The organism is Actinomadura chokoriensis, from assembly GCF_039529475.1.
Lineage (GTDB): Bacteria > Actinomycetota > Actinomycetes > Streptosporangiales > Streptosporangiaceae > Spirillospora > Spirillospora bangladeshensis.
The window spans coordinates 52,047-65,578 of record NZ_BAAAMW010000003.1; the positions used below are offsets into that span (position 1 = coordinate 52,047).

Consider the following 13,532-nt stretch of genomic DNA (forward strand, 5'->3'; position numbering starts at 1 on the left):
GACCGCAGGGCGGTGTACGTTGGCCCCGCCCGGCACTGACCCCAGAGGACAAGGGAGTCCGATGGCTGACGAGTACCCCGAGTTCCAGTTGCGTCTTCCGCACGGCGGGCCTCTGGCACACGGGCGGCTCCTGGCCGAGCGGGGGACGAACGGCAGCCAGAAGTTCATGTTGCTCGCCGGCTGCCCCGCACGTACCGAGAGCGTGCCCTCGTTCGCCGTACGCCACCCGTCCTCTTACGGGCTCCGCCAGCAGCTGATCAACGATGGCAGCCTCGTCCAGTCCGCGAAATGGCCCGGCTGGCTGGAGGCGACCAGGGACATCACCTGCAACTCCCCATCATCCGCCGCCGAGGTCGTCATGGGCCACGCCACCAACGGCTTCCGATCCTGGAAGACCACGGACGGCCACCCGCTCGGGGACTTCATCGCTCAGGAGGCGTGGGGCCCACGGCGCACTTGGCTGGTTCGAGGGTCGAACGTGACCGGGGCCGACCTCGTCAAGGCGATGTGGCTCCCAGAGGGACGAGTGACCCTCGCGGCCACACGGCTGCGGCGCGAGGGTGTCAAACAGGGGATGAGCAAGGACGCGCTGCGCGGTTTCGTTGAGGAGGACTACTCGTCCACCTCGTCCTACAACCAGCGGATGCGGCTGGTGGAGGACCTCCATGCCTTCCTGTCCAGGATGAAGCCGGGCGACGGCGTTTGCACCCTGTCGGGTGGCAGGCTGTACGTGGGTGAGATCACCGGGGAGGCCGTCCGGGCAGACTCGGGGGACGGCCGGTCGAACCTGCGGCGGCCGGTGGAATGAGGAACTCGCCGACGAAGCAGCCGACGACGGGGGCGATGCGAGCGAGGAGATCGCCGCGATCACCGCCCGGCGGGAGCTGGAGCTGCCGGAGCCGAGCGACGAACTCGCGAAGGACCTGCTCGTCCACGATGCGTCCTGGCTGCGCGAGGTGCGCGACCTGCTCTGGGACGAGCGGCAGCTCATCTTCTACGGGCCGCCCGGGACTGGCAAGACCTACCTCGCGCAGAAGCTGGCTGAGTTCCTCGGCGGCGGCCCTGAGCAGGTCAAGCTGGTGCAGTTCCATCCGTCCTACGCCTACGAGGACTTCTTCGAGGGATTCCGGCCGCAGGAGGACCCGGAGACCCGGCAGGTCGCGTTCCGGCTGACGGCCGGCCCGCTGCGCGAACTCGCCGACCTCGCCTCCAGCGAGGGGAACCGCCACGTGCCCCATTTCCTGATCGTCGACGAGATCAACCGGGCCAACCTGGCTAAGGTGTTCGGCGAGCTGTACTTCCTGCTGGAGTACCGCAACAAGTCGGTGCGGCTGACCTACTCCGGCGACGACTTCGCGCTGCCGCCCAACCTGTTCGTCATCGGCACAATGAACACCGCCGACCGGTCCATCGCCCTTGTGGACGCCGCGATGCGCCGCCGGTTCGCCTTCGTGGAACTGTCCCCGCGCACCGAACCGACCAAGGGGATGCTGCGCCGCTGGCTCGCCGCCAAGGAGCACGGCTCCGAACCCGCCGATCTGCTGGACGCACTGAACCGCCGGATCGCGGACCCGGACTTCCAGATCGGGCCGTCCTACCTGATGAAGCCGGGCGTCTACCGCGAGGGAGGGATGGAGCGCGCCTGGCGCACCAAGATCCTTCCGTTGCTGGAGGAGTACCACTACGGGGACGACGTGAAGGTCGAGCAGCAGTACGGCCTGGCGTCCCTGCGCGACGCGATCGCTCCACCTCCGGCATGACGGACGTCGAACTCATCGAGCATGGGGCGGCACTGTCGCTGCCCTTGTCCTCGGCCCTCGGCCGGGCCCTGGCCACCGCACGCGTGGTCGAGGCCGTGCCGGACCCGGAGGCTCCCGGACGGTGGCGGTTGAAGGCCGCAGGCAAGGTCGGAGTCGCGACCGTGGCCGCACCCGGTGGCGAAACCCTCACTATTCGGATCACCCCGAAAGTGCCGATCCGCCGGTTGCTCTTCCTGCTCGGCTACGCGCTCGACGCCAGGGCCTGGCGGGACGACGACGCGTCCCTCGACACGGAACCCGAACTCCTTCCCGCGCTCGCATGCCTTTTCGAGCGGCAGGCCGACCGGGCCCTCCGCCAAGGGCTTCTTCAGGGGTATCGCACCACCGAGGAGACGTCGCTGGTCATGCGCGGGCGGCTGCGGGAAGCCGACCAGATCCGGCGGCACCACGGCGAATTTCCCGCCGTCGAGATCGTCCACGACGAGTACACGACGGACATCGCCGAGAACCGGCTCCTGCGGACCGCCACCGACCGGCTCCTCCGCCTGCCGCGCGTTCCCAGGGACATGCGCGGCCGGCTCCTGCGGCTGCGTGTCCGGCTGGCCGACGTCACCCCCATCGGACGGGGCCACGAGCCACCGAGGTGGCGGCCCACGCGGTTGAACGCCCGGTACCAGCCCGCGGTGCGCCTCGCCGAACTCGTCCTCCGCGGCGCATCCGTCGAGCACCGGCCCGGAGACACCACCGTCAGCGGCTTCCTGTTCGATATGGCGGGCATCTTCGAGGACTTCGTCACGGTCGCCCTGCGCGAAGCGCTCAGCGCGAGCAGCGGCTATTCCGTGCTCCAAGCCCCACATCACCTGGACGAGGGCCACGCGATCCGGATCGTGCCCGACTTCGTCCACTACACCGATGACGGAACCCCGCAGCTCGTGGCCGACGCCAAGTACAAGGCCGAAAAACCCGCGGGTTTCCCCGACGCCGACCTGTACCAGATGCTCGCCTACTGCACCGCCCTCCGCCTTCCCGACGGCCACCTGGTCTACGCCAGAGGCAACGCCCCACACGCCGCCCACCGCGTCCGGCACACCGGCATCACCATCCACCAGCACACCCTTGACCTGGACCAGGCCCCGGCCGGCCTTCTCTCCGACGTCCGCGCCCTAGCCGGACGCCTCCTGCCACGAACCTCCCGGCCGACGCAGAGCCCCCTCTTCTCAGGGACCCGGTGACCCGACGGGTCCCTTACGGCCACGATCGACGACGCGCCGCGTGCCTCCGCCAAGCCGCTGCCCAGTCCTGAGTGGTTCCTCAAGGCCGTCCCGGTCGCTGCGGACAATGTCCGGGCCATCACGCAGAAGCACCTGGCGCACTGGAACGGCTCTGCTTGGACCTTGATCGCGGCACCGGGCGAGTTCGCGGATCTGGCGGATTTAACCGTAAACGCGTCTAAAATCCCGTGGGTCGCGCCGGCGGAGGCCGCGGAGCCGTCGCGAACGGCGTACCGCTACCGCGACGGCAATTGGGAGATGGTCGCGTTGCCAGCCGAAGTGCACGATCTCGCCGCCGTGCCGGGCGGCGTCTGGGGAGTCGGCAGGCGAGGGGAGGGGCCAGCGGCCGTCGCCTCGCCGATGCGCTGCTTTGTCTCGGCATCGAGCACCTCGACGGTCACCTTGTAGCGGGACGCGTCGCCGTGATGGTGGGCCGGCCTTGGGCGTCCCCTCACTGGACAGGGTGGGGGCGGGGAAGGCGAGGGCGGCGATCAGACCGGTGGAGCAGCCCTCTGCGCCAGCGCGGAGCAGGATCGGGCTCCGCACCTCTTTTTCGGAACTCGCAGGCGAAGGCCCCTCCGTTGGAGGAGGGGCCCGTTCATGGCTGAGAGGGACGAGGGGAGGGCGGTTAGGGGCGGGTCCAGTGTTGGTTGGGGCCGTTGTTGCAGGTCCAGATTTGGAGGTAGGTGCCGTTGGACGTGGCGTTGTTGGGGACGTCCAGGCACTTGTTCGCGCCGACTGCGGTGATGCTTCCGTCGGTGTTGAGGCGCCACTTCTGGTTGTTCTGGCCGTTGCAGTCCCAGATGATCACGCTGGTGCCGTCGGCTGTGCCGTTGTTGTTCACGTCTAGGCATTTGCTTCCGTAGACGCGCAGTTCGCCGGCTGAGGTGGCGGTCCACTGCTGGTTGCTCTGGCCGTTGCAGTCCCAGATTTCGACCCGTGTTCCGTTGGTCTGGGACGCTTCGGTGACGTCCAGGCATCTTCCCGAGCCCACGCCTCTGATCTGGGACGAGGGGGTGGGCGTTCCGCCGCTGACCCGGTACACGACGGTGCCATGGGACGGGACGCTCGCCAAAATGGTGCCGGTGGTCGAGGTGACGGCGTTCGTCCAGGCGTCGCGAAGGCTGAAGGAGGTGCCGGACAGGCCGATCGCCGAGGCGGTGGTGCTTATCGTCGTCGTGCCGCCGCTCTGGTTGAAGAGCGCGACCGCGACGTCACCGTTGCTCAGTTGTTTGGCCAGGATGCGACGGGTGCCGTCGTTGCTGATCTGGGTCGCTTGGCGGCCTAGTGGGTCTTGGTTGATGGCTATCAGATTTTCGTTCTTCAGGATCGTGGCCGTCGCGGTGTCCATGTTCCGTACGTCGTTGCCCGCGATCAGGGGGGCGGCCATGATGGCCCACAGGGCGAAATGGCTGCGCATCTCGGTGTCGGTCATGCCACCGCGCCCGACCACCATCATGTCGGGGTCGTTGAACTGCCCCGGCTTGGCGTAGCCGGAGAGAGGCGCGTTGACGTTGACGATGTTCTGGATGCCCATCGGGTAGCCGTTGGTCTGGCCGGAGTTCCAGACGTTGGTGATGTCCTCTGTTGTGCGCCAGATGTTGGCGACGTCGCCCCAGTTCCGCTGGGGGCCGGTCTTCTCGTGGATGCTGTTCGGGTTGATGCTGTAGAGGATCGGCCGGCCCGTGGACGCCAGGGCGTCGCGCATCTTCGCGAAAGTGCGGACCTGGTCGTCGATGCTGCCGGTGGGAGAGCACCAGTCGTATTTGAGGTAGTCGACGCCCCAGGCGGCGAACTGCCGCGCGTCCTGGGTCTCGTGGCCGAGGCTGCCGGTGGCGCCCGGATAGGAGCCGAAGTACTGGGCGCAGGTGCGGTCCAGGGGCACTTCGTAGAGGCCGAACTTCAGGCCCCTGTTGTGCAGGTAGTCGCCGAGCGCCTTCATGCCGCTCGGGAACCTCGACGGATTGGCACGCAGGTTGCCGGACGAGTCGCGATTGGGGTCGAACCAGCAGTCGTCCACCACGACGTACTGGTATCCGAGGTCGCGCATCCCGGAGTTGACGATCGCGTCTGCGGCCTGGTGGATCAGTGTCTCGTTGATGTTGCAGCCGAAGGAGTTCCAGGTGTTCCAACCCATCGGCGGGGTGCGGCCAACGCCGTTGTCCAGCGCCTGGGCTCGGGGGGCGGGGGTGAGCGCGACGGCCATCGCGGCGGCGGTGGCCACGGTGGTCAGTAGCGCGCGGATTCGTTTCCTGCTCATGGGTTCGCTCCGCAGTGGTCGAGGCCCGTTCCGTTGGGTGGATCGTCCTGTCGGGTGACCTGGGCGGCGGGCTCGGCCTTTCACCGAGCGCGCCGCACCGGGCCGCCACGCCGGGGTTCGTGACGCGGGTCCGCCCCGAACCGGACCCGCGTCACGTCGTCAGCGCTGCAGGGTCAGCAGACCCGGCCGGTAGGGCAGGAGGCCGTAGTCGCCGCCGGAGTTGGGGCTGCGCCCCTGGTAGAGCAGTCGCAGGTTGCAGGGGTCGACGGTGAAGGTCTGGTCGGCACTGGTGCGGATCAGTTCGCCGTGGCTGATGTCGTTGGTCCAGGTGGCGCCGCTGTTGGCCTTGCCGGCGAAGGGATTGCCCTCGGACGCGGCCTGCGGCGTCCATGAACCGTTCAGGCTCGTGGACGTGAACGAGCGGAAGTAGCGGCCCTGAGAGCCGATCGCCTCGACGAGCATGAGGTAGCGGTTCTGGTCCTTGAGCTTGTAGACCTGAACAGCTTCGAAGAGGTTGTTCGTCGAATCGCTCATGACCACCGTCGAGCTGCTGCCGAAACTGCCCGGGAAGTTCCCGATCGGCATGCTCGCCCGGTAGATCTTGCCGTTGTCACCGGCGAAGAAGAGGTACATGTTCGAGCCGTCGCCGATGAGCGTCTGGTCGATGGGTCCCGTTCCGGAGCCGGAGATACTCCCGGTGAAGAGCGCGTGCTCCGACGACCATCCGTTCGGGTTGGCGGGGTCGCTGGAGGTCCGGTAGGAGAAGGCGCTCGCACCCCACTGGTAGGCGAGCACCCAGATGTTCTTCGGCGCGAAGTAGAACAGGGTGGGCGCCACGGTGGAATTCGCCATCGTGTTCTGGCTGACCGAGCCCATCTGCGACCAGTCGCCGAACAGGCCGAAGTTCATCGAGCCCCAGCGCGTCCCCGTGTCGTGGGTCGTGGCGTAGACGAGGTTCTGGCCGTTGTAGGGGGCGACGGTGAAGTCCTTGAGCGAGACCCACCCGGACTTGGGCTGCGCCAGCGGGCCCGTGGACGTCCAGTGGTAGGACGACGGAAGGTCGCATGACTGACCGGGGTCGCCGCCGCCGTCATCGCCGCCGCCGACCTCGACGAGCTGCCACTGCTGGTTGGAGCCGCCCCAGTCGTCGTACTGGACGATGTTCGCGCCGTCGGCGGTGGAGCCGCCCTGAACTTCGAGGGCCTTGTTGCTGTTGCGCGAGATGAACCTGACGTAGCCTCCCGAGCTGTCGGCCAGCCGCCACTGCTGGTTGGTGCCGTTGTGGTCGGCCCACTGGACGATCGAGGCGCCGTTGGCGGTGGAGTAGTTGTAGACGTCCAGCACCTTGCCGGAGTGGCGGGACTTGATGCGGTAGTAGCCGTCGCCGGAGTCGACGAACTGCCACTGCTGCTGGTTCTGGTCGTTCCTGGTCCACTGGGTGATGCGGGCGCCGTCGTTGGTCGCCAGGTTGTAGACGTCCAGGGCCTTGCCGCTGTTGCGGTTGACCAGGACGTACCACTTGTTCACGTCCACTGTCGCGGCTTGCGCGGCCTGTGTGTGGATCACGGACAGGAACATCGACAGCAGGAGCGATGCCAGCACTGCTGCACCGGTCCTCAGCATGGACTTCTTCCCTTCGTGCGTGAATGTTAGCGCTAACATTTCTGGCCGGGCAGGACCTTCTCTCCATCGGCGATTGGGGGGAGGTGGTGGTGCGCCGGAGTAAATACGAGGCCGCGCGACTCGTCAAGGGGCCGACGGCCTCGAAACATTTCGTGCACGGCTTGCCTGCCAGATCACCGCGTACAGGCCGGCGTCCGAACTTCCGCCATGAAAGATTTTGAAACCATTGACGAAACTTCGGCGGGCTCGCACACTGAGTCCGCGACGCCCCGGTGGTGTGCGTTTCCGTGATGGAGCGCGGCGTCTGTTGCACGGCCGTGTCCGTGCTCCCCGTCTCCGCTTCTTTCATGGAGGAACAGACGTGCGTACGAAAGCCAAGCCCAGGCCCGGAGTCCGGAAGCGGGCCTTCCTCGCAGGCGCCCTCGGCGTGCTCTGCGCGAGCGCCGCTCTGGCGGCACCGTCTCCGGCCGTCGCGGCCGAGAGCACGCTGGGCGCCGCGGCGGCGCAGAGCGGCCGCTACTTCGGCACCGCCATCGCCTCGGGCCGGCTCAACGACTCCGCGTACACCACGATCGCGAACCGCGAGTTCAACATGGTGACCGCCGAGAACGAGATGAAGATCGACGCCACCGAACCCCAGCGGGGCCAGTTCAACTTCAGCGCCGGCGACCGCGTCTACAACTGGGCCGTCCAGAACGGCAAGCGGGTACGCGGCCACACCCTGGCCTGGCACTCCCAGCAGCCCGGCTGGATGCAGAGCCTGAGCGGCAGCAGCCTGCGCCAGGCGATGATCGACCACATCAACGGCGTCATGGCCCACTACAAGGGCAAGATCGCGCAGTGGGACGTCGTGAACGAGGCCTTCGCCGACGGCAGTTCGGGCGGCCGCCGCGACTCCAACCTGCAGCGCACCGGCAACGACTGGATCGAGGTCGCCTTCCGCACCGCGCGCGCCGCCGACCCGTCCGCAAAGCTCTGCTACAACGACTACAACATCGAGAACTGGACCTGGGCCAAGACCCAGGGCGTGTACAACATGGTCCGCGACTTCAAGCAGCGCGGCGTGCCCATCGACTGCGTCGGGTTCCAGTCCCACTTCAACAGCGGAAGCCCCTACAACAGCAACTTCCGCACCACCCTGCAGAGCTTCGCCGCGCTCGGCGTCGACGTCGCCATCACCGAGCTCGACATCCAGGGCGCCTCGCCCACGACCTACGCGAACGTGACCAACGACTGCCTGGCCGTCTCGCGCTGCCTCGGCATCACCGTCTGGGGCGTGCGCGACACCGACTCCTGGCGCTCGCAGGACACGCCGCTGCTGTTCGACGGCAACGGCAACAAGAAGTCCGCCTACTCCTCGGTCCTCAACGCCCTCAACAACGGCAGCCCCGGCGACCCGGGCGACCCCACCGACCCGCCGACCCAGGACGCGGGAACGATCAAGGGTGTCGGTTCGGGCCGCTGCCTGGACGTCCCGAACGCCAGCACCACCGACGGCACCCAGCTCCAGCTGTGGGACTGCCACGGCGGCACCAACCAGCAGTGGACCTACACCTCCTCGCAGGAGCTCCGCGTCTACGGCAACAAGTGCCTGGACGCCGCCGGAACCGGCAACGGCACCAAGGTCCAGATCTACAGCTGCTGGGGCGGCGACAACCAGAAGTGGCGCCTGAACTCCGACGGCTCCATCGTCGGCGTCCAGTCCGGCCTCTGCCTGGACGCCGCCGGCAGCGGCAACGGCACCCCCATCCAGCTCTACTCCTGCTGGAACGGCAGCAACCAGCACTGGACTCTCGGCTGACCTGACCCGCCGCAACCACAGGGCCGAGACGGTCTGGATGTTCTTCGCACAGTTCCCGTGACACGCCCGTACGGCGGAGTGGAGCCGGGGTCGCCCCGGCTCCACTCCGTCGTCCCGTCCGGCCGACTAAAGGCTGGGCGGGTAGCGACCTTTGAAGGGTGATGGCCGTCTTTCGGCGGCTGCCGGCGTGGGGGGCGGGCTTCTAGGTTCGGGATCATGAATGTGGACGTCACTGATCGGCCTCCGCTCCGGCGCCGGATCGCGCTGGTGGCGGCGCTGCTCGTGCTGTCGCCGGTCTGCGCCGAGTACCTCATCGGCTACGACCAGATCATTGGGCGGCCGCTGGAGCTGCTCGGCGGGCTGCTGATCCTCGCCCCGCTGTACGGGACCGTCGCGGTGCTGATCCGTGAGGCCGCCCGCCGTACCGGACGGGGCTGGCCGACGATCGTGCTGCTGAGTGCGGCGTTCGGGCTGGTCCAGGCGGGGCTGATCGACCAGAGCCTGTTCAATCCCGACTTCGTGGACGAGCCGTCCTGGGACCGCGATCGGCTGCCGACGCACGTCCCGGAACTGGGCCTCAGCGCCTACTACCTGCTGAGCTTCGTCGCCGGGCATGTGATCTGGAGTTTCGGCGCGCCGATCGCGGTCATCGAGGCGTGCGCGCCGCGCTCCGCAAAGCGTCCGTGGTTGGGGCGGGCCGGCATCACGGTGATGGTCGTCCTGTACGGGCTGGGTGCACTGATCATTTTCAGGGAGCACACGACGGACTTCATGGCGAGCCCCGCGCAGTTGGGCACCACCGCGGCGATCGCCGTGCTGCTGAGTGTCGCGGCGTTCGCCCTTCCGCGCCGGTCAGCGTCCGGGCTTGGTCGGGTTCCGGCGCCGTGGGTCGTGGGATGCGGTGCCGTGCTGCTGTGGGGCACCCATCAGTTGGCGCCCGCGAGTTGGGCCGGGGTGGCGATCGCGGTGTTCGCGCTTGCTCTCGCGGCCGGGTGCCTGCTGCGGTACTCCGGGCGCGGTGGCTGGAACCAGCGGCACATCCTGGCGGCCAGTGGGGCCGCGCTCGTGGTCAACGCCGCGCTGGCCTTCGTGGTCGAGCCGCTTGGCGAGACGTCGTATCCGGTCAAGTACGCCGTCAATAGTGTGCTGCTGCTGGGGGTGCTGTTCCTTTTGGTCGCGATCGACCGTCAATTGCGCCGTTCTTCGGAGTCCGCCGCGCCGGTCGGGAGGTTCTGAGCATGCGATCGCATCCGGACGTGTCCACGACGCTGGCGCGGTCGGCCTGGGCGCAGGGGGCGCTTTACGCGGGGGCCGCGGTGCTGCTCGCCGGGGTCGGCTGGCTGCTCGATCCGCTCGCGAACTGGCTGGTGGGCCTCGAATGGGCACCGATGCGCGGGCCCGCCGAATTGCTGGTGTCCGTCCCCGAGCCATGGCTCACGATCGGATTGATCGCGGTGGGGGCGCTCGCGGGGGCCGGCCTGATCTTCTTCGACTCGCTGGAGCAGGTCTCGGTCACCGTGAGCGGCGAGCGGGTGATCCTGAAGCGGCCGGGCCACGTCCAGGAGGTCGTCCGCGAACAGGTCGGCCACGTCTTCCGGGAGAAGGACCGGCTGGTCCTGCTCGGCCCGAAGGGCGAGGAGATCGCCCGGGAGAAGTGCGACCTGAACGTCCGGCGCCTGGCCGCGGTCTTCACCGGGTACGGCTACGCCTGGGCGGACGGCGACCCGTACGAGGACGAGTTCCGAATCTGGGCTCCCCAGACCCCGGAACTGCCCGACCTCGCGAACGCATTGCTCGCCGCTCGGGCGCAGGCCATGAAGTCGTCGGATTCCGGCGACTCCGTCAAGGAACTGCGCCGCGAACTGTCCCGGATCGGCATCGTCGTCCGCGACAAGGGCAAGCAGCAGTACTGGCGTGGCCCCGGCCGGCGGTGACCAAAGCCGGCGGAGCGACGAGGAGGTCGGATGCGAGCGGTATCGCGGGCACAGTTCGGGCCGGGCGGCGTCCGAGCAGGATCTGGCGCCGGGCATGTCGTGGTGTCCGCCGCCGTCATCCTGGGCTTTTCCATCACCCCACGACTGACGCCAGCCAGATCGCCGATCGACTCGGTTCATTCGATTTTTCTACGGCCGCCGTGTGATCCTGGGGCGTAAAGGGCGGCGGGCCTGATGGGGTGCACATGGACGGGCGACGCGGGGGCGGTCGAGGCGCGAAGAGGTTCGGCCCTTATAACCTCGGTGGCTTCGCCGCCTGCCAGCTCGTGCTCGGCATCGTGTGCCTGATGGTCTGGACCTTCCTCTTCGGCGTCGTGGTGGAGGAGGTCACCGCCACCGGGCGCGCCGCGAAAGGTGAAGGGATTCCCGGCACGTTCACGGCGCAATCGGAAGCGTGCGCGAAATCGAACTGTAGCTGGTACGGCACGTTCACGACCGACGCCTTCTTCGAGTTGACCCCGGAAAGGGTCGAACTGAGAGGGGACGGCGGCCGTTCCGTTCAAGTCGGAGAGGAGATTCCCGCGCTCGACGTCGGCTCGGGGAGTTTCGTCCAGGTGAAGGGCGGGCCCCCGGAATGGGGGGAGCCGCTCGGCGTCGGATTCCTCGCCGCCCTGGCCGGCTCCTTCGGGTTCGGGTTGACCGCCATGGTGGTGTGGGGCGTCTATTGGACGCGGGCCGCTCCCGCGTCGCGCAGGCGGTCGGTAAGGGAGCACGGGGGTCCCGGGTTGCGCGGGCTAACCGACCGGGACCGGTGGATCTGGTCGGCGCGGCCCGGCACGTCCGTGATCCGGGTCAAAGTCGCCAGGTCCGCGGGACGAACACTGGCCGCGGCGGTCGGCCTGTTGCTGCTGGCGGCCTCGCCGGTGGTGTTCGAACTCATCTGGGCCGTGTTCAACAAGGCGCCCACCCGCACCGAACTGGCCGGGGCCTTGTGGTACCCGGTCTTCGGGGTCGTCCTCGTGGGCGTCGCGGTCCAGACGTTCAGGCTGGTGCTGCTCCGGCCCCGGATCTGGGTCACGGACGACGAGATCGTCATCTGGGACGCACTGCTGCTGTGGAAGGTGCTGCGAATCCCGCGCGGCGGAATCGCGGCGATCCATTACGGCGATGAGCCGCGGCGGCGCGAGATCGAGGACGGTGTGCTCCAATTGACGCCGTTCCGGGAGGAACTCAACCTCACCCTGGAGATGCGGGACGACATTTCTCTTCCCGCCCGCCGGCTGCGGTGGGGCAATTGGTTCTGGGTCATGGTGACGCTTCGGAATCTGAAGCCGCAGACGGACATGCCTCAGCGCGGGCGGCGGGCCCACTGGTTGTCCCTTCGGGTGAAGAAGCCGCGCAGGATGGCCACCGACCTCGACCACTGGCTGGCGGAGGACGAGGCACTCCCAGCGCCGGAATTCGCGCCGATCGATCACGCCTATTACGGCACGGTCCGCACGCACCACGGCACCGGAACTGCGCGCGTCAAGATCAAGGGGACGCTTCCCCAGCCGGTGCTGGCCGAGTTCGGATATGACGGCCCCGGAACGCTGCGGGCCTGGCTCCGGCGCACCGAGTTCGGCCGCGGGACACGGGTCGCGGTGTGCGGCCCCGAGGCACCGTCCGCCACGATCGTCCTGGACGACCGGCCGGTCTTCGGCAAGGCGCTCACGAAGAGGTACCTGCACGTCGAGTCCGAAGGGCCGTGGACCGTCACGATCAGCGGGCCGGACCGCGCACGCGCGTTCACCGGCTCGGCAACGGGCAGCGGGGCCGAAGTGCTCCGCTACCAGGGGCCCGCCGGGATCGCCGTCGTGACCTGCCCGGACGGGCAGCCCCACCAGGTCCGCCTGTACGGGCCGAACCTGGTCGCGCTCCCCGGCTGCGACCCGGTCGTGTCCACGGCGGCGGGCGGCGAGCCGTCCCCGGCGGGCCGCAGCAGGTTCGCCCTTCCGGCGCAGGCGGTACTGCAGATCAGAGCACCGGGGGCGGACTGGCGGATCGACGTCACGCCTCTGGAACAGGCCGACGCCGACGGCCCCGGCCGCGTCCGGCCGTTCGATCGCTCCATCGCGGGCGACCGGACGGCGGTGGTGCGCTACCTGGGGCCACCGGGGCCCGTGCTGTTCCGCAGCGGAGACGCCTTCGGCGTCCTCGAACTCGACGCCGCCCTGACCCCGGTTCGGACGCTCGCCACTCCGGACGACGGCGACACCGAATTCCATCTCCGCACGCACGCACTTCTCCAGGTCACCGGAGGCCACGGCACCTGGTCGCTGGAAGAAGCCCACCTCCCTCCCCGCGAGCGCCGGTAGTCGCCGACGCCACCGCGCGGATACCGGTGGGAGGGCCCGGGTGCCCGCTCTCCCGCGCGGAGAGCGGGCGGTCCGGGTCAGTTCCTCCGGTCCCAGCGGACGGCGCGGGTCTCGCCGCCCGGGTAGACGGCCGTCCCGACGATCTGGCCCCGGTCGTTGACGTCCTGGGCGATCGTGTCCACGGCGCCGGCGAGGCGGGGCAGCAGGTACGGGTCGTCGGCCGGGGACGTCCAGACGGCCGCGCCCTTCCCGAGGTCGCAGGCGGTAGTTCCCGGCGATCACACCTGTGTTGCTGATGGCGGCCGGCTTGGCGGAGTTGCCGCTGTCGTGGTCGGGCAGCCGCCGCATGCCGTTCGCGGCGTCCCACACGAAACCGTTCTGGAGGACGCCGTCCGGGCGGGTGGCGGACTGCCTGACGACCCGGCCGCAGTCGGCGGGCCCGGCGTGCGCGGCCGCGGCGGGGAGGGCGGTGACCAGGCCCAGCGGCAGTACGGAGCCCGGGACGGGCCGCATGAGGCCGCCCGGC

The 13,532-nt window shown here is 68.7% G+C and carries 10 protein-coding genes; 8 read left to right on the plus strand and 2 right to left on the minus strand.

The window, feature by feature from the left end:
* Window positions 1–61 precede the first annotated feature (61 nt).
* From ABFX46_RS08185 to ABFX46_RS08200, 4 genes are all read left to right on the plus strand, one after another.
* Complete coding sequence (locus ABFX46_RS08185; protein ID WP_346040743.1) at window positions 62–808, plus strand: DUF4357 domain-containing protein; 747 nt, start codon at window positions 62–64, stop codon at window positions 806–808.
* Complete coding sequence (locus ABFX46_RS08190) at window positions 735–1,760, plus strand: McrB family protein (protein ID WP_346040744.1); 1,026 nt, start codon at window positions 735–737, stop codon at window positions 1,758–1,760. Before ABFX46_RS08185 ends, ABFX46_RS08190 begins: the two co-directional genes overlap by 74 nt.
* On the plus strand, window positions 1,757–2,992 hold the full coding sequence (locus ABFX46_RS08195; RefSeq protein ID WP_346040745.1) for an McrC family protein: 1,236 nt from the start codon (window positions 1,757–1,759) through the stop codon (window positions 2,990–2,992). The genes ABFX46_RS08190 and ABFX46_RS08195 overlap by 4 nt, the downstream gene beginning before the upstream one ends.
* Window positions 2,993–3,154: 162 nt before the next feature.
* Window positions 3,155–3,439, plus strand: a complete 285-nt coding sequence (locus ABFX46_RS08200; RefSeq protein WP_346040746.1) for a hypothetical protein — start codon at window positions 3,155–3,157, stop codon at window positions 3,437–3,439.
* A 220-nt stretch (window positions 3,440–3,659) separates the two neighbouring features.
* Here ABFX46_RS08200 and ABFX46_RS08205 read toward each other — a convergent pair whose 3' ends face one another.
* Both ABFX46_RS08205 and ABFX46_RS08210 read right to left on the minus strand, forming a co-directional pair.
* Window positions 3,660–5,291, minus strand: a complete 1,632-nt coding sequence (locus tag ABFX46_RS08205) for a glycoside hydrolase family 27 protein (RefSeq protein ID WP_346040747.1) — start codon at window positions 5,289–5,291, stop codon at window positions 3,660–3,662.
* 159 nt (window positions 5,292–5,450) lie between these two features.
* A complete protein-coding gene (locus ABFX46_RS08210; RefSeq protein WP_428831232.1) occupies window positions 5,451–6,869 on the minus strand; it encodes a non-reducing end alpha-L-arabinofuranosidase family hydrolase in 1,419 nt (472 codons plus the stop codon).
* Window positions 6,870–7,275: 406 nt separating this feature from the next.
* Here ABFX46_RS08210 and ABFX46_RS08215 point away from each other — a divergent pair, with 406 nt between their 5' ends.
* From ABFX46_RS08215 to ABFX46_RS08230, 4 genes are all read left to right on the plus strand, one after another.
* Window positions 7,276–8,715, plus strand: coding sequence for an endo-1,4-beta-xylanase (locus ABFX46_RS08215; protein ID WP_346040749.1), 1,440 nt, complete (start codon window positions 7,276–7,278; stop codon window positions 8,713–8,715).
* Window positions 8,716–8,982: 267 nt separating this feature from the next.
* The gene (locus ABFX46_RS08220; RefSeq protein WP_346040750.1) at window positions 8,983–9,951 is read left to right on the plus strand and encodes a hypothetical protein; all 969 of its coding nucleotides are present in this window, start codon (window positions 8,983–8,985) and stop codon (window positions 9,949–9,951) included.
* Window positions 9,952–9,953: 2 nt separating this feature from the next.
* Window positions 9,954–10,649: a YqeB family protein gene (locus ABFX46_RS08225; RefSeq protein ID WP_346040751.1), complete on the plus strand. Its 696-nt coding sequence runs from the start codon at window positions 9,954–9,956 to the stop codon at window positions 10,647–10,649.
* Between the two features lie 245 nt (window positions 10,650–10,894).
* The gene (locus ABFX46_RS08230; RefSeq protein ID WP_346040752.1) at window positions 10,895–13,006 is read left to right on the plus strand and encodes a hypothetical protein; all 2,112 of its coding nucleotides are present in this window, start codon (window positions 10,895–10,897) and stop codon (window positions 13,004–13,006) included.
* Window positions 13,007–13,532 lie beyond the last annotated feature (526 nt).

Excerpts from the sequence above, each read along its gene's own strand:
- ABFX46_RS08185 (WP_346040743.1), top strand. The coding sequence starts at position 62 with ATGGCTGACGAGTACCCCGAGTTCCAGTTGCGTCTTCCGCACGGCGGG.
- ABFX46_RS08210 (WP_428831232.1), bottom strand. The coding sequence starts at position 6,869 with ATGTTCCTGTCCGTGATCCACACACAGGCCGCGCAAGCCGCGACAGTG.
- ABFX46_RS08205 (WP_346040747.1), bottom strand. The coding sequence starts at position 5,291 with ATGAGCAGGAAACGAATCCGCGCGCTACTGACCACCGTGGCCACCGCC.
- ABFX46_RS08225 (WP_346040751.1), top strand. The coding sequence starts at position 9,954 with ATGCGATCGCATCCGGACGTGTCCACGACGCTGGCGCGGTCGGCCTGG.
- ABFX46_RS08230 (WP_346040752.1), top strand. The coding sequence starts at position 10,895 with ATGGACGGGCGACGCGGGGGCGGTCGAGGCGCGAAGAGGTTCGGCCCT.
- ABFX46_RS08195 (WP_346040745.1), top strand. The coding sequence starts at position 1,757 with ATGACGGACGTCGAACTCATCGAGCATGGGGCGGCACTGTCGCTGCCC.